The sequence below is a fragment of the Streptomyces sp. CC208A genome, from assembly GCF_030010625.1.
Lineage (GTDB): Bacteria > Actinomycetota > Actinomycetes > Streptomycetales > Streptomycetaceae > Streptomyces.
Genome location: NZ_JASCXN010000022.1, coordinates 98745 through 114142, shown reverse-complemented (window position 1 = coordinate 114142; position 15398 = coordinate 98745). Strand labels below are relative to the sequence as shown.

Annotated in this window: 11 protein-coding genes and 1 pseudogene; 4 read left to right on the top strand and 8 right to left on the bottom strand. The window is 73.0% G+C overall.

Translation table 11 applies throughout. The features are described 5' to 3' along the window. Positions 1 to 27: 27 nt before the first annotated feature. On the top strand, positions 28 to 555 hold the full coding sequence (locus QK442_RS23165; RefSeq protein ID WP_282695952.1) for a MarR family transcriptional regulator: 528 nt from the start codon (positions 28 to 30) through the stop codon (positions 553 to 555). Here the strand turns inward: QK442_RS23165 and QK442_RS23160 are convergent. Continuing rightward, on the bottom strand, positions 489 to 1169 hold the full coding sequence (locus QK442_RS23160; RefSeq protein ID WP_282695951.1) for a hypothetical protein: 681 nt from the start codon (positions 1167 to 1169) through the stop codon (positions 489 to 491). The two genes, QK442_RS23165 and QK442_RS23160, sit on opposite strands and share 67 nt — an antisense overlap. A gap of 105 nt (positions 1170 to 1274) precedes the next feature. Between QK442_RS23160 and QK442_RS23155 the strand changes: the two genes are divergently transcribed. After that, a complete protein-coding gene (locus QK442_RS23155) occupies positions 1275 to 1754 on the top strand; it encodes a nitroreductase family deazaflavin-dependent oxidoreductase (protein ID WP_282695950.1) in 480 nt (159 codons plus the stop codon). Between the two features lie 6 nt (positions 1755 to 1760). On the opposite strand, the gene QK442_RS23150 is transcribed toward QK442_RS23155, so the two are convergent. From QK442_RS23150 to QK442_RS23135, 4 genes are all read right to left on the bottom strand, one after another. Beyond that, on the bottom strand, positions 1761 to 2021 hold the full coding sequence (locus QK442_RS23150) for a hypothetical protein (RefSeq protein WP_282695949.1): 261 nt from the start codon (positions 2019 to 2021) through the stop codon (positions 1761 to 1763). A 165-nt stretch (positions 2022 to 2186) separates the two neighbouring features. Next, the gene (locus tag QK442_RS23145; RefSeq protein WP_282695948.1) at positions 2187 to 2411 is read right to left on the bottom strand and encodes a hypothetical protein; all 225 of its coding nucleotides are present in this window, start codon (positions 2409 to 2411) and stop codon (positions 2187 to 2189) included. A gap of 2 nt (positions 2412 to 2413) precedes the next feature. After that, on the bottom strand, positions 2414 to 2806 hold the full coding sequence (locus QK442_RS23140) for a carboxymuconolactone decarboxylase family protein (protein ID WP_282695947.1): 393 nt from the start codon (positions 2804 to 2806) through the stop codon (positions 2414 to 2416). Positions 2807 to 2998: 192 nt separating this feature from the next. Further along, positions 2999 to 3673, bottom strand: coding sequence for a hypothetical protein (locus tag QK442_RS23135; RefSeq protein WP_282695946.1), 675 nt, complete (start codon positions 3671 to 3673; stop codon positions 2999 to 3001). A gap of 668 nt (positions 3674 to 4341) precedes the next feature. On the opposite strand from QK442_RS23135, the gene QK442_RS23130 reads away from it, so the two are divergent. Continuing rightward, positions 4342 to 6240 (top strand): glycoside hydrolase family 15 protein, encoded by a 1899-nt coding sequence (locus QK442_RS23130; RefSeq protein ID WP_282695945.1) that lies wholly within the window; start codon positions 4342 to 4344, stop codon positions 6238 to 6240. 83 nt (positions 6241 to 6323) lie between these two features. Here the strand turns inward: QK442_RS23130 and QK442_RS23125 are convergent. Then, positions 6324 to 6848 (bottom strand): annotated as a pseudogene (locus QK442_RS23125) (ABC transporter permease); the annotation flags it as partial. Between the two features lie 172 nt (positions 6849 to 7020). Continuing rightward, entirely contained in the window at positions 7021 to 7680 is a 660-nt protein-coding gene (locus QK442_RS23120; protein WP_282695944.1) for a TetR/AcrR family transcriptional regulator, read from the bottom strand. A 118-nt stretch (positions 7681 to 7798) separates the two neighbouring features. Here QK442_RS23120 and QK442_RS23115 point away from each other — a divergent pair, with 118 nt between their 5' ends. After that, positions 7799 to 8917 carry a serine hydrolase domain-containing protein gene (locus QK442_RS23115; protein ID WP_282695943.1) on the top strand — a complete coding sequence of 373 codons (1119 nt, stop codon included), beginning with the start codon at positions 7799 to 7801 and terminating at the stop codon, positions 8915 to 8917. Between the two features lie 252 nt (positions 8918 to 9169). Here the strand turns inward: QK442_RS23115 and QK442_RS23110 are convergent, their stop codons facing one another. Further along, positions 9170 to 15322 (bottom strand): hypothetical protein, encoded by a 6153-nt coding sequence (locus tag QK442_RS23110; protein WP_282695942.1) that lies wholly within the window; start codon positions 15320 to 15322, stop codon positions 9170 to 9172. Positions 15323 to 15398 lie beyond the last annotated feature (76 nt).

The following is a 15398-nucleotide window of genomic DNA, read 5'->3' as shown; positions in this document are numbered from 1 at the left end:
GGGCGCGGAGGAGGTACAAAGGTGCGCATGCGAGAGCACGAGGCAACCGAACCGGGCGACGAGGACATCGAGGCCGTCACGCGCGCCGTGCTGACGGCGTCACGGCTCCTGGTGGCGGTGTCGGCCCGGTCGCTCGCGACGGTCGAGGAGAGCATCACCCTGCCCCAGTTCCGGATGCTGGTCGTGCTGTCCTCCCACGGTCCGTCGAAGCTGGTGGCGGTGGCCGACCGCCTGGCCGTGCAGCCGTCCACCGCCATGCGGATGGTGGACCGGCTGATCACCGCCGGTCTGATGAGCCGTCGGACGAATCCGGAGAACCGCCGCGAGACGGTGCTCAGCCTCACCGAGGAGGGCGTCCGTGTCGTCCAGGACGTGACGTCCCGCAGGAAGGCGGAGATCACCGCCATTCTGCGGCGCCTGGCGCCCGACCGGCGGGCCGCTCTGGTCGAGGCGCTCGACGCGTTCAACGCGGCGGGCGAGGAGCCGGCCTACGAGGAGGACGGCGCCGGTTCGCATCCGCTGGGCTGGAGCGATCCGGTGGAGGGCACCCGGTAGGACCGTACGACGGCGAGGAAGCAGACCGTCCCGAAGGCGAGGAGCAGGACGACCGCCTCGACCGCGGTCCTCAGCCAGGCGCCGGGCCCCGCGACCTCCCGTGGCGCGACCCTGCCCACGGGGTCGTACCCCATGCCGATCGGGTCGCCGAGCCTGACGACGGGGCCGCACCCCCGCCCCGGGCCCGCCCCCGCGGGGGAGCCGTCCCGCGGGCGTCCGGCGCAGTGGTGGGCGGGGGTGCGGGCGGGCGCGTGCGCCACCCTCGTCACCGCCCCGTCCTGGGTGCGTCCCGCTCCGCCGAGCGCCGTCTCCGACGCCAGGCGCGAGACGTCCGGGACGAGCAGGACGCCGAGGATCGCGGCGGCCGCCACCAGTACGTGGCCCGCCCGGACGATCAGGAGGTAGAGCACGACGGCGGCGACGGCGACCCCGGCGGCGAGCCGGGCCCCGTGCGGCGGCAGGCCGGCGAGCACGGCGGCGGCGCCGGCGCCCACGACCAGGGCCGTGCCCACGCCTGCGACCAGCAGTCCCTCGGTGACCAGCCAGAACGGGGGGCGGCCGGGATACGCGGCCGCGCCCAGAAGCCGGTCCGTCAGCCCTTGCCTCACCCTCACCTTTAGACTATGCAATGGTTTATGCTCTCTCAGTGATACCCGCCGCCCAGCCGTTACCGAACCGAAGCCGCCGGGCGACCGGCGACGCGGCAGGAGACCGCCCCCATGCCTCTCGCACCCCGACGCCCCCACCCGCCCACCGGCTGGAAGCGCCGTCTCGCACGCCTTCCCATCCGTCTCTTCCGGGGCGGGCTCGGGCCCCTCTTCGGCGGGCGCCTGCTGCTGCTCATCCACACCGGCCGGAACTCCGGCCGGTCCCGCGAGGTGGTCCTCGAGGTCGTCGGCCGGGACCGGGACGGCTGGATCGTCGCCTCCGGCTTCGGCCCCGGGGCCCAGTGGTACCGGAACCTCCGCAGCACGCCCGCCGCGACGGTCCAGTCCGGACGCCGCTACCACGCCGTCACCGCCCGGTTCCCCACCCCGGAGGAAGGCGGACGGATCATGGCCGCGTACGCCCGCCGGCACCCGCGGGCCGCCCGCGCCCTGTGCCGCTTCATGGGCTTCGGGGTCGACGGCTCGGAGGCCGCCTACCGGGCCGCCGGTGAGCAGATCCCCTTCGTCCGCCTGGAGGACACCGGACACTGACGCCCCTCAGGGCCGCGGGGCGGGTGCGTCCGTCGGCGGTTCGTACGTGTACGCCGGCGGTTCGTACGTGGACGTCGGCGGGTTCCAGGGCTTCTCCGACGGCGGCGCGAACGGGCCGGTGCGGTTCTGCATCATCACCATCATGACGATGGCGAACGCGGAGCCGGCGATGATCAGGCCGAGGCCGACGGGGTTGCGGGGGTTGTAGGTGTAACGGCTCGTCCCCCAGGGGCTCTTCCTGAAGACGGGCTCGTCGTCGTGGCTCACAGGGCGCTCCTTGTCGGCAAGGGTGCGAGAACGGTCGCTGTCCGCCGACCAGAGCTTCCCGGCACCCCACACCTGCGAACTTACGTGTCCCTTACGGGCGTCGGCAGGTCCTTGCCGCGCAGGCGGCGGCATGCGTGGTTGCCGGTTCCCGGCAACGCGCCGGGCTCACGGCCCTTCAGGAGAGTCCTTCGTCCGGGGAGGCGCCTCGTGGAGGCGGCGGGCCCGGATGTCGTAGTCGCCGAGCACGCGCTTGAGCTGCTCCAGGGACTCCTCGGGGATGTCGGGCGGAGCGGACTCGGCCACGTAACGGGCGGCGGCCACCAGCGCCGCGAACTCGAAGGCGTGCGCGGTCACCCGCAGGACGCCGGGCCGGGCCCACTCCAGCTGCATGATCAGCCCTTCGACGACAGGTATTCCTTGATCTGGCCGAGTTCGCTCTCGAAGTCGTCGTAGTCCTCACGGATGCCGTTGAGGTACGCGCTCCAGCCGAGGCTGTTCTTCGCGTAGTGGACGGCTTCCTGGATCTCCTCGTCCGTGGCCCCGAACAGCTTCGCCGCCTCGGTGTGGAAGAGGGTGCAGTAACGGCACTTCGTCTCCGAGTGCAGGGCGATCCCGATCAGTTCCTTGTACTTGTTCGGGATCAGCGTCTCGCCGAGTTCGAGCTTCTTGAAGATCTCCCACTCGTAGTCAAGCAGGTCGTCGGGGATCCGGGAGAAGAAATGAGGCACGACTCCCAGCGTCTCCTTGATCTCCGCCTCCACCTCGCTCCGGCTACGTCCCGCCATGGCGACCACTCCTCTCAGCCGAGCGGAACCGGCCCCCTCCGTCCACGCTAGGCCACGCCGACACCCCCTGCGACCCCTGTCGTCAGCGGCCGTCAGCGGATGATGCCGCCCTGGCCGATGACGTACGTGGCCGGCAGCGGCAGGGTGCGGGTGTGGCCGTCGTCGGCGTGCTGGAGGTCGCCCTGAACACGTTCACCGCGTGAGGCGTGCCCTTCGGAGCAGATCGCGCTCGGGGGTTCCCGGATGCTGCGCCAGCTGCTCGGGCTGGTGCCGAAGCGGCTGCGGAACCGGCGCGAGGATCCGTGACCACGGGGTCAACCGCTTCTTCCACCACGGCTTCGCCCGGCTCGGGGAGCGAACCCGGTTCCGGGACTTCGCCAAGCCCAGGGACGGAGCCCTTGGCAGCACCGGCCTGGAGGGCGCGGTCCCACCGGCCGGTGCGGCGGAGCAGGAGGCGCTCTGTTCGAGCGCGTCGGTGTACAGGTAGGTGCGGGCGCCGGGCCCGGCGCCGAGGGCCGGGTCGAGGGCCCGGCGGGTCGGCTCGACGCCGGCCGCGCCCTCGCCGAGCTCGGCCCCGATCAGGCCCTCCGTGCCCATGGCGCGGATCCGGAGCTCGGCCGCCGACCCGAGCCGCGCCGCGTCGATGCCCCGCCACGCCTCCCGTACGGTCCGCATCACCCCGGTGAGGTCGCCGGCGGAGTGCAGGTGCGACGCCACCGCGAGGCGTTCCGCCGCCGCACCGGCCGGGCGGCCCGTCCTGGCGTGCTTCTCGGCGTTGACGTACCGGGCCGCGAGCGCACGCGGCCGGCCCTCGTCGTCCGCTCCCTCGGGCCACAGCGCGAGGGAGCCCCGACCGCACCAGCACACCAGCGTCGAACAGCTCCTCGATCCCCGCTTCCCACCACACCTCCTCCGCGCCGGCCTCGGCCAGTACGCCGAGCCGGACCGGGCCGCTCACGGCGACCACCCGGGCGACCGCCCGTGCCGCCTCCGACAACCGGGCCATGCGCTGCAGCACGGCGTCGGTGACCGATTCCGGCACCACGGCGGTGTCCCCCGTCTCGGCGACCGCGGAGGCGAGTTCCTCCAGGTAGAAGGGCGGGCCGCGGGCGCGGCGCACGACGGTGTCCACGACGTCCTGAGGGGCCGTGTCCCCCGGCGGCCTGCCGCAGCTGTGACCGCAGGTCGCGCACGGGATGCCCGCGCGGCAGCTCGTCCCTGCGGAACGCCCCGACGACCAGGAGCGGGAGCCCGGTCGGAGGCACCCCCCGGCCGCCCAGGGCGGCCGGCGTCGCGGCGTCCGCCCCCTGCAGGCCGTCGAGGAAGACCACCGTGGGCCGCTCCCGCGCCAGGCGCTCGAACGCCTCCCTCACCACCGCCGGTACGTCGCCCTCGGCGCCTTCCGCCGCCGGCCGGCGACCACCGAGCGCGGCCCTGAGCGGTCCGTGTCGACGGGGCCCGGCCGCCGCAGCGATCGCGGGACGCGTGGCGTTCTGGCACGGTGGCGTCGTGGGACGAGAACCGGAGGATCCGGCATGACGGGACCGGTGGCGGACGGCGCGGGGGTGGGCACGCCGATCGGCGACTACGGGCTGCTGTCCGACCGGCACAGCGCGGCCCTGGTCAGCCGCGCGGGCGCGGTCGACTGGCTGTGTTTCCCCCGTTTCGACAGCGCCGCCGTCTTCGGCGCGCTCCTCGACGAGCGGGCCGGGAGCTGGACGATCCGGCCGGTCGGCGAGGCCGGGGTCTCCCGCGGCTACGTCGACGACAGCATGGTGCTGCGTACCGCCTTCACCACGTCCACCGGGGCGTTCACCCTCACGGACGCCCTGGCCACCGGCTCCGACCCCGATCCGCACCGGCTCGGGGCCCTGGCCCCCCATCTGCTCGTCCGCTCGGTCACCTGTACGCGGGGTTCGGTCGAGCTCGCGCTGGACTTCCGGCCCCGCCCCGAGTACGGGCTCGTGGTGCCCCTGTTGTCGCCGCGCCCCGGCGGGATCGAGGCCCGGGGAGGGCCCGCCGTCATGGTCCTCAGCAGCCCGCTGCCGCTCGACATGGGCGCCGGCGCGGCCACCGGCACTATCGCCCTGGAGGCCGGCCGGACCCTGCACTTCGGCCTGCACTGGGCGCCGCTCGGCGGCCCCGGGCCCCGGGTGTGGGGGCAGGAGGAGCTCGCCGGGCAGCTCGCGGACACCGTCGCGGCCTGGCAGGCGTGGTCGCGGATGCACCAGACGTACACCGGGCCCTGGCGGGAGCAGGTGCACCGGTCCGGGCGGTTCCTGCAGGCCCTGTCCTACCAGCCCACCGGTGCGATCGTGGCCGCCGCGACCACGTCCCTGCCCGAGGAGGCCGGCGGGGTGCGCAACTGGGACTACCGCTACGCCTGGGTCCGCGACGCCGCGTTCACCATGGACGCCCTGTGGGTGGCGGCCTGTCCCGACGAGGCGGACGAGTTCTTCGCGTTCATGGCCTCCGCCGCGGCCACCGGCTGGACCGGCACGCACCTTCAGATCATGTACGGCATCGGCGGCGAACACGACCTCACCGAACGCGAGTTGCCCCATCTGACGGGATGGCGCGGCAGCCGTCCGGTACGCGTCGGGAACGGGGCCTGGAGCCAACCCCAGCTCGACGTGTACGGCGAACTCCTCGACACCGCCGCCCGCTTCGAGGACCAGCTCTCCTCTGGCCCGGCGCTGCGCGTCTTCCTGACCGGCCTGGCCGACGCCGCGGCCGAGGTGTGGCGGCGCCCCGACCACGGCATCTGGGAGATCCGCGGCGAGCCGCGGCACTTCCTGTACTCCAAGCTCATGTGCTGGGTGGCGCTCGACCGGGCCGTACGCCTCGCCGACCGGCTGCGGGCCGCCGACCGCGTCCCCGCGTGGCGCGCGACCCGGGACGAGATCCGCGAGGCGATCCTCGGGGAGGGCTGGAGCCCGGCGGCCGGCGCCTTCACCCAGTCCTTCGGGAGCGACGCCCTGGACGCCTCCGCCCTGATGCTGCCGCTCACCGGCTTCCTGCCCTCCGACGACCCGCGCGTCCTGGCCACCGTCGACGCCGTCGCCGAGCGCCTGACCGACCGCGGTGGCCTGGTACGGCGTTACCTCACGACGACCGGCGTCGACGGGCTGAGCGGGCAGGAGGGCAGCTTCCTGCTGTGCACCTTCTGGCTCGCCCACGCCCAGGCCCTGGCCGGCCGGACCGCCCAGGCCCGCGCCACCTTCGAGCGGGCCGCCGCCCACGCCAACGACCTCGGCCTGCTGGCCGAACAGACCGACCCTCGGACCGGGGCCCTGCTGGGCAACTTCCCCCAGGCGTTCAGCCACATCGGCCTGGTCAACGCCGCCTGGGCCATCGCGCAGGCCGAGGAGCGGGAGGATGTCGGGCCGCCGGGCCCTCCCCTGGATCCGAACCCGCAGGGGAGACCGGGGTGATATGAGCGAAGGCGCCGCGGGCGTTCCAGGTGGAGAACGCCCGTACGAGCCGGGCGGGGCCCTGGAGCCGGGCCGGCGCCGGGTCACCGGGAGCGGCGGTGGTACTTGCGGGTGGCGAGCGGGGCGAAGACCGCGATCAGGGCGATCGACCAGCCGATGGTGAGCAGGACGTGGTCGGTGGCGGGGTCGCCGTTGAAGAGGGCGCGCAGCGCGTCGACCGTGGTGGTCATCGGGCTGGCCTCCGCGTACACCTGGAGCCAGGACGGCATGGTGCCGGTGGGGACGAACGCCGAGGAGATCAGGCTGAACGGGAAGATCCAGATCAGGCCGGCCGACTGCGCCGCCTCGGGACCGGCCACGGAAAGGCCGATCACGGCGCCGACCCAGGTGAGCGCGTAGCCGAAGAGCAGCAGCGCGACGCCGCCGAGGGCGGACAGGAAACCGCCCTGGAAGCGGAAGCCTATGAGCAGCCCCATCGCCACCACGACCAGGACGGACGCGAGGTTGCGGACGATCTCCGAGAAGGACCGGCCGACGAGGACGGCGGAGCGGCTCATCGGCATCGAGCGGAAGCGGTCCATCAGGCCGCAGCTCATGTCGGTGGAGACGCCGACGCTGAGGGCGGCCGCTCTCCTCTCCGACTACCTTGCCCTGCAAGGGAGCTGACGGACCGTCTTCAGCGATCGGGGTTCTCGTCGGCTGTCGAGGGACGGCAGCGGCCGATGAACGTCGCCGGACACCATCCGAGGGGCCGTTCTCCGGCGTTCCCGAGCCGGTCGGTCAGCTCGGGCGGATCGCGGCCTCGATGTCGGCGAGTTGGGCGGCGAGGAGCTCCTCGAACGCGGCGCGGCGGTCCGCCCCGAGGGGGCGGACGTCACGGGCGAAGTGGGCCAGCGCAGGGAAGCGTTCGGGGTCGGCCCCCAGTACCGCCACGCGGAACAGCTCCATGCCCTGTTCGCGCTCTTCCGGGGTGATGGTGCCGGCTGCGGCCTCGGAGGCGATCAGCGCGGCGATGAGGACCGCGAGCCGGTGGTAGCGCACCGGGATCTCCTCGTCGGGCAGCCCCGACGCGCGCAGTGCCTGCAGCACCTCTTCCACGACCAGCCGGGAACCGGCGCCGCCCGACGCGTACTGCCCCCAGACCGCGGCGAGTTGGGGCTGCCGGCCGAACGCCTCTCTCAGGCGCAGGGCCAGGGTGGTGATGCGCTGCTTCCAGTCGCCCTCGGGGCGGTAACCGTCCATGGAGGCCAGGAGGATCCGGTCGGCGACCGCGCGCAGCAGTTCGGTCTTGCTGCGGAAGTGCCGGTAGAGGCTGGAGGAATCGGTGCCCAGGGTCGCGGCGAGCTTGCGCACGCTGAACGACTCCGTGCCGCTCGTGCGCAGCAACTCCGCTGCGGCGTCCAGGATCTCCTCGGTCGACCAACGCCTGCGACCTGCCATTGCGCCCCTCTCGTCCACCTCAGTCTAACCGTGCACTTACTGTTGCGCGCACCGCGCGCATAATAAGGACATGAGCCTGACGCGGGGCTCGCCGAGGCAGTGCGAAAGGACGTACGTCATGAAGAGGCACTTGGACTTAGCCGCACTGGACACCGCCCTGGAGAACGTCCACCGTGCCGGTGTGCCGGGCCTGTTCGCCGAGGTGCGGGACGGCGACCAGGTCTGGCGCGGCGCCGTCGGGGTCGCCGATGTCGACACCGGCCGCCCCGTCACCGCCGGCATGCGGCACCGCGTCGGCAGCGTCACCAAGACCTTCACCGCGGCCGCGGTGCTCCAGCAGGTCGAGAGCGGTCGGATCGGCCTCGACACACCGATCGGCCGGTACCTTCCGGAGCTGGTTCCCGGAGAACGCGGTGACGCGATCACGGTCCGGATGCTGATCAACCACACCAGCGGCCTCGCCGAGTACCTCCCGTACGCCTACCCCTCCCTCAAGGCGCTGCCCGTCCTCGCGGACACCGGGCCCCGGAGCCTGGACGACCACCGGTTCACACGGTTCGACCCCGTCGAGCTGATCGGGATGGGGGTCTCCGCACCCGCCGCCGGCGCCCCGGGCGGCACCCCGGGGGTCTACTCCAACACCAACTACCTGCTTCTCGACCGGCTCCTGGAACAGGTGACCGGCACCACGGCCGAGCGGTGCATCACCCGGAACGTCATCGAGCGCGCCGGGCTCCGGGACACCGCGTTCCCCGCCGGGCCGTACGTCGACGGGCCGCACTCGCAGCTCTACGAGGCGTGGTTCGGCATGATCGACCCGCCGCGCGACTACAGCGTCTACGACATGTCGTGGACGGGGCCGTCGGCCTCGCTGATATCGACCGTCGCGGACCTCAACCGCTTCTACCGCCTGCTGCTGGCCGGGGAGATCGTCAGTCCGTCGTCGCTGGCGCAGATGCGGCGCACTGTCCCGATCGTCTCCCAGGAGGGGAAGACGATCGACTACGGCCTCGGCCTGTACCCGCTGGAGGGTCCCGGTGAGGGCACCTTCTGGGGCCATGGCGGCACGGTCTGGGGTGGCGGGGCGCTGGCCGTGATCCGCGCCGACGGCAAGCGGCAGCTGGCGGTCGCGGTGAATCTGCAGAGGTGGAACAGGCTCGACTCCTCCGGCGAACCGCAGCCCCATCCCATCGACGACGCGCTCGCGGCTCTCCACCGCGTGGCGATGTACGGCTGACCTGGACCGAAGGAGACACCACCGCGCGGCCTCCGGACCGGTGGCGGCCCTGGCCGGTCGAGGCGGAAGGCGCCGTACGGGCTGGTGCCCGACCAGAACGAGGCGGCCCAGGCGCCGCCCTCGCCATGGATCCCACGACGGCATCCAGCCGGAGGAGGCCCCGTCAGGACGGGGCCTCCTCGTCGCCGTGCTCGCCGAGCGCCGCGGTACGGAGCCTTGCCCCGCCCGGCAGAAGCCGGACAGGGAGCAGGGTCAGCCCTGGAGCGCCACGCACCCCCGGAGCAGCGGTTCCAGGAGCAACTGGTTCCCCTCGTGGTCGAACACCTGGAGCGCGTCAAGGCAGGTGACGACCCAACGGGCCTCGTCCTCGTCCTCGATCTGGACCGCCACGGCGGTCACCGCGCTCTCCACGTCGAAGGGGTCCTTCTCGAACTCCTCGGCGAGGGACCGGTATCCGGTCGCCAGCATCGGGTCCACGTACAAGCCGGTCGCCTGGACGAAGGCACGGGACTCGGCCCGGTCGGCGCGCAGACCGGCCAGACGGTGCAGCACCGCGTCCGGGTCGCCCAGTTCGCCGTGGAGACGGTGGGCCCGGTCGACCAGGACCGGCCAGCCTCCGGTCAGCTCGTGGAGACGGTCCAGACGGTCCTCGGTGTGGAACTTCTCGACCCGCTGGGCCCAGCCGCGCAGACTGCGGCGGTCATGCCGGCGCAGCACCACGGGAGCGGCCGAGGTGGATTCGGTTCCCGTCAACAGGGTGCGCCACAGGCCCAGTTGGGTGGGATCCGTGACCACGACCACCGCGCGGGTCACCCCCGGGGTGGTCGGCAGCATCGTATCGGCCAGGTCCACGGCCTGCCGGGGGGCCTCGGGCCGGGCATCCGGGTGCCGGGCGAAGTCACTGATGACGACCCGACGTTCGCGCGGACGTCCGCCCACGAGTTCCTGCTTGTAGACACTGGGCTTGCCGATGGGCGGCAGCGTCCAGTCGGCGATCCGTCCGGCAACCGCACGGAGGGTGTCGCCGACGTCGCCGACACCGGTCGCGGAGGTACCGAGGACCACCCTCGTCTGGTTGGACCGCTCGCCGAGGAGGTCGTCGAGCTGGGTGATGGTGAGCGGCGCCGGCCGGCCGTCGGGCAGCTCGGGGCGCCCCTCCTGCACGATGCTCTCCTGCAGTTCGCAGTCCTGCTCCGCCCTGAGCAGACGGGCGTCCACCTCGTGCGAGGTGCCGATCATACGCAGGGCGTTCGGGCCCCTCAGGTGCCAGCCCTGGCCGTCGTGGTTGGGGGCGAGGATGCCGAGGCCCACCATCTCGGAGAGATAGGCGCGGAACCCCTCGGTGTCGAGCTGTTCGAAGCCCTTGCGCCAGAACGTCTCGCACTCCTCGCGCAGTTCGGCGTCGCTCAGCCGTACCTCCAAACCGCGGTGGCGTGCGTGGTAGGCCAGCACGTTGGCGATCACGTCGTAGCGGTGGTCGAGGCTCAGGGTGTCCTTGAAGGCCGCCGAGATGCCGTCCCTGAGCCCGGTGTCCGACTCCACGACCTCGATGTCGGCGATCTCCACCGCGTACGGAGGTCCCTCGGCTCCGCGCCGCGCGCGCTTGCGGTGCATCACCTCGACCAGCCGGTGGCCGAACATCTGGAGGAGGAACGGCTGGTAGGAGCAGTAGCCGAGCACCCGGTTGACGAGATCGACGTCCTGGAACTCGAAGCCGAGGGCCCGCATCGGGTCGACCAGCAGTTCGGCGGCGGACTGCGGCGCGAGCGGACCGATGACCTTCGGGGTCTGTGCGAGGTGCCCGAACGGGCCGTTGCTGGCGAGCTTGGAGAACCTCTGCACGGAGTGCAGACCCGCGAAGACGACCTTGGCACGGTCCTTCGTGTCGGACCCGAGGCCCTTGAGCTTCTTGGTCTGGTCGAAGCGGGGGGCGTCCGCCTCGAAGAACTGGTCGCACTCGTCGAGCAGGACCAGCAGACTCCGCCGGGAGTCCCCGTCGAGCCAGGTCCGGATGCCGGCGCGCACCCGGTCGGAGATGCCCGCCCGCGACTTGCGGCTCGGCTGCCCCTCCAGCACCTTGGCCGCCCGGAGCTCCCGGTCGAGGACGCTCCACAGCGCCTCCGGCCCCAGCGAGCTGCCCTTGCCGATGTTCTCCTGGTCGAGGTTCACGTACACCGCCAGGTGGTAGCCGGGGCGCTGCCCCTCGAACCGCTCTCCGGCATCGCTGAGCAGGGCGGACTTTCCGAGTCCCCGGCCGCCGAAGATGACCTGCGTGCCGTGCCGGTCGAGAACGCTCTTGCGTTCGGCGTCACGGCCGTAGAACATCTCGCCGCCGATCCGGCCCCGCTTCTCCCTGATGTACGGGTTGACGCCGGAGAACGGCAGCAGTATCTGCGTAGCGGTGCTGACCTGGCGGTTGCCCCGCGCCGCGAGATAGGCCAAGGCCGCGTCGTCCACGACCAGCATCGGCTGCAACCGGCCGGAACCTACGGCGAGCTCGACGCGGGCCTCACGGCTCAGCGTGCCGAAGTAGAGGACGAGGAGGCTCGCTCCGCTGGTGTCGCGTTCCGCCAGGCTCATGACGAACTCGGCCGAAGGACGGCCCCAGACCATCAGCACGCGGAGGCTGCCGCCCTGCTCCTGGATCTGCGAGCCGAACGCGGGTGCCTTGGCCCTGCCGTTGGTCTCCACCTCGGTCGCTTCGAAGAGGCGGTACTCGCGCCGGCGCAGGTGCGGGGACCGCTCGTCGAGCGGCCTGGCGCTCTTGGCCTCGTAACCGAGGAGTTTGAGGAGGGGCGGCAGCTGCCTCCTCGCGGAGACGTCGAGCCGGTCCTTCGGCTCGGTCGCGCCCAGCTCACGCCACTCGTCGAGGACGTCGGCCGCCAGAGCCGCCTCGTCGGTCGAGAGCGCGCTGTAGTCCAGAGCGGGGATGTCCGTGTGCTTCCCCCCGGACCGGACGAGGTCGACCAGGCCGCGGTCGATGCCCTTGGGCAGCCCGTCGGGCACGGCCGGGAAGAACTCGGTGAGATGGGACTCACCGCCGTCGATCTCCGGGACGTCCTCCCCGATCTCCAGGAAGTAGACGAGGTCGGCGGCCGTGGCCAGGCCACCGGTGTCCAGGTGCCGCAGGACCTGCGCCCGCTGCTGCTCCGTGGGGTCCAGGGCGTCGAGTCGCGCCCGGATCCGGTCGGCCGCCTGCTGCCGGAAGGCCGGCAGGTCGCCCTGTACGGTGTCGAGCGCCCGGCGCACGTCCACCAGGTCGTGTGCGCCGGTGCCGTCGAGCAGGCCCTTGGCATCGGCGAGGAGTTCCTGGAGCCGCAGGTCCTGGTCGTCGGTCACGGCGCCATCGGCCTGCGCGCGGTGCAGCTCGGCGACGAGTTCGTCGTGCGCGGCGCGCAGCTTCGTACGCCGGCCGGCCGCCCTGGCCTCGATCTCGGCGACCGTCGGCGGGGTGAACTCCCCGGCGGCGGGCAGCAGCCCTCGTGCCGCCAGTTCGACGAGGGTACGGGCGGTGGCGAAGGCGTCGCGGGAGAGCCGCTCGGCGAGGGCCTCCTGCCAGCTCCGGTCGACCGCGATGAGCAACTCGTCGAGCGACGGCTGCTCGTCACGGCGGTCGCACACCTTCAGCAGTTCCGCGTCCAGCACGAGTCCGGGGTCGACCGGGCCGCCGGGACGCGTGGCCGTGGTGTCACCGGCCAGCAGGGCGAACAGCTCCTCCATCGAGGCGCGTGCCGCCCAGGCGGTCGCGGCCTTGACGACGCCCGAGCTCCGCGCCGACCGCTCCAGTTCGTCCAGCGCCGCCTCCTTGCCGTCCAGCAGGGACCGCCGCAGGGAGGAGATCTCCTTGACCGCCCGGTTGCCGTCGGAGCGGTCACCACGACGGATGGTGTCGGCCGCCAGGCACCACTCCTTGGCCAGGCCGGCGGCGCGTTCCACGAGATGCACCAGGTCCTGCCGCCCGGAGCCCTGGAGCGGCTTGCCGCTGGGCGACCGGTGCTTCCGGTCCATGCGGTCGACCTCGGTGTTGATCTCCGCCAGTTTCGAGAGGCGTTCGGCCTGCTCACGCACCCGCGCCGCCTCGTCGCGGCGGTCGTCCGCGACGGGCACGAGCAGCGACCCGAGCAGCCCGTCGTCGGCCAGCCAGTGCTTGGCGATCTCCGTGGCCCGCGCGAACCGCAGCCTCGGCGGCACGAGCAGGACACGGCACTGCTCAAGGAGTTCCCGCAGCCGCGCCTCCGCCCCGGAGACGTCGGCGCTGACGACCAGCGGCGAGGCCATCATCAGAGCGCCGCTCAGCGCGCGGTCGGCGACCGTGGTCGCCGCCTCCGCCAACCGCTCCGGCAGCCGGGGGACCAGGGCCTTGAGCTGAGCTCCCGCCAGGTGGTCTCCGGTGATCAGCGCCGTACGCAACAGAGCGGGCAGCAGGAGGAGTTCGCTGCCCTCCGCGTCACGGCCGACGTGTGCGCCGTACTGCTGAAGCAGGTCGGCGACCATCCGGGCGCCCTGGCTGTCGCCGGACGTGAGCAGCCCGGCGGCACCGGCCAGATGGAGCGCCGCCACCTGCGGCTCGGGGTGGCCGGCAGCGCTCGCCACGCGGTGGGCGAGTCCGAAGCGCCGCTCCACGACCAGCCTCGTCAGGGCCCGTTCGACCTCGGTCCGGTCGGTTCCCTCCTCCGCGGCGACGGCGGCGAGGACGGTCCGGGCCGACTCCGAGAACCGGTCGTCCTCGTCCTCCGGCGCGGCGGGAGGGGACGCGGGCGCGGTCGTCGGGACGAGGGCGGCCGGGAGGTCCGCGTCGGCATCCGTGGCGGGCGCCGGGGCCGGCTCGTCGGCGGCGTCGAGCGGGGCGGGCTCCGGCGCCGGAGCGGGTGTGGACGTGGACGTGGGGGTTTTCGGTTCGGGAGAGGGGGCCTCCACGCCGGGTACGGAGTGAAGCCCGGTTCCGTCGGCGGAATCGCCGGTCTCCTCCGCCGGACTCCCGTCCGTCTGCTCGGCGGTCGGCTCTCCGCGCCCGGCGGGCTCGTCGGCTCCCCCGGCATCGCCGCCGGGGTCGTCCGCCTCGGTCCCCGCCGGTTCGGCGAAGGTTTCCCCGGACCGCGCCAGCACCAGGTCGGGTGCCATGACCACCGCCATGGCGCACCCGGGCAGCACCCGCACCATCCGATCCTGCAGCGCCAGGATCTCCGTGGCGGCGTACGCCTCCCGCCCTTCCCGGATCAGCTGTGCCAAGTCGGCGAGTGCGGCGCTCTCCTGACGGTGGGTCTGTTCCCACACCGCCGTGTCCAGCAGTCGGCGGGTCGCTCCTCGCACGGCCTCGGCGGCGAAGACGGCGGGGCCGTCCGGACGGCCCGCGACGTCCAGGAGTTCCCGCAGCGCCTCCCGTGCCCGGCGGTCACGCTCGTGTGCCGTCCGGTGCTCGCGTGCGGCGCGCGTCATGTCGTCCAGGCGGCGGGGCACCTCCTTCATCCCCGCCGCGCGGAACACCGCTTCCGCGCTGTCGAAGACGGCGCCCAGGGCGGTCAGCGGAGCCAGGTCCTCCTCGTGCGGTGGGCGGCCGTCCGCCACCGCGCCGGTCACGTTCGCCGCGGCCTGCCGAGCCCCCGCAAGGGCCGATTCCAGCTGCCGGCAGGCCGTCTCCGGGTCCGTGCCCTGTTCGGTGCGGGCGTCCTCGGAGGCCGTCACGGGCGCGTCGTACGAAGTGTCGGGATCCGTCACGGCGGCCTCGGGGACGAGAGGCTGTCCGGCCGGCCGATCGACGGCGGCGGTCTCCTTGTCCTTCCCGTCATCCGCGGACGGCCGCTCCACGCCCTCCCGTACGCCGTCGAAGTCCGGGTACGCCGCCACGACGGACCGGGCCTCCTCGGCCACGACGGCGAGACGCGCGGACTCCTCCTCGTCGGCCGGCGCCACGAACCATTCCTGATCGGCCGCCCAGGCGAGGATGTGGGCGTCGGCGACGGAGGCGTCGCACCACGCGAAGACCGCGGCCCTGAGCAGCGTCGCACCCCACCGGGAGACGGGGTCGGAGACCGTCCTGTCGTCCCGGGCGAAGACGAGCGCGCCGATCTGGTCCATCACCGTGCGCGTGAGGTCCTTGACCCCACAGGTGCAGGAGTGCTGCCGCGCCTCGCGCCGCAGGCGGGCCAGAACGTCCCGGCACAGGGCGTTGCCCGCCCGCCGGGGTGCCGCCATCCGGATGCCCAGGCCGCTGAGCACCCTCTGCCGGTTCCTGGGCGACAGGGAGTTGAAGGCGAGTTCCACCATGCCGACCGTGAGGTCGTTCAGGGCGGCGGCGGCCAGGGGGTCCAGGGCGTTGAGCGCGGTGGCCAGGCCTTCGAGCTCTCCGGCCGAGACGGTCGGTGGGGACGACGGCGGCCCCGTGATGACGTGATAGCGGTCGTGCATGGACGCCTGCTCCGTTTCTGCGTCTGGTTCTGGAGGAACGGCTCGCTCGGCACCGAGGAGCCGGGAGGGAGGGACG

Coding starts and splice junctions, on each gene's coding strand:
- QK442_RS23120 (WP_282695944.1), bottom strand. CDS start 7,680: ATGGCAGGTCGCAGGCGTTGGTCGACCGAGGAGATCCTGGACGCCGCA.
- QK442_RS23115 (WP_282695943.1), top strand. CDS start 7,799: ATGAAGAGGCACTTGGACTTAGCCGCACTGGACACCGCCCTGGAGAAC.
- QK442_RS23145 (WP_282695948.1), bottom strand. CDS start 2,411: ATGCAGCTGGAGTGGGCCCGGCCCGGCGTCCTGCGGGTGACCGCGCAC.
- QK442_RS23140 (WP_282695947.1), bottom strand. CDS start 2,806: ATGGCGGGACGTAGCCGGAGCGAGGTGGAGGCGGAGATCAAGGAGACG.
- QK442_RS23155 (WP_282695950.1), top strand. CDS start 1,275: ATGCCTCTCGCACCCCGACGCCCCCACCCGCCCACCGGCTGGAAGCGC.
- QK442_RS23165 (WP_282695952.1), top strand. CDS start 28: ATGCGAGAGCACGAGGCAACCGAACCGGGCGACGAGGACATCGAGGCC.
- QK442_RS23130 (WP_282695945.1), top strand. CDS start 4,342: ATGACGGGACCGGTGGCGGACGGCGCGGGGGTGGGCACGCCGATCGGC.
- QK442_RS23110 (WP_282695942.1), bottom strand. CDS start 15,322: ATGCACGACCGCTATCACGTCATCACGGGGCCGCCGTCGTCCCCACCG.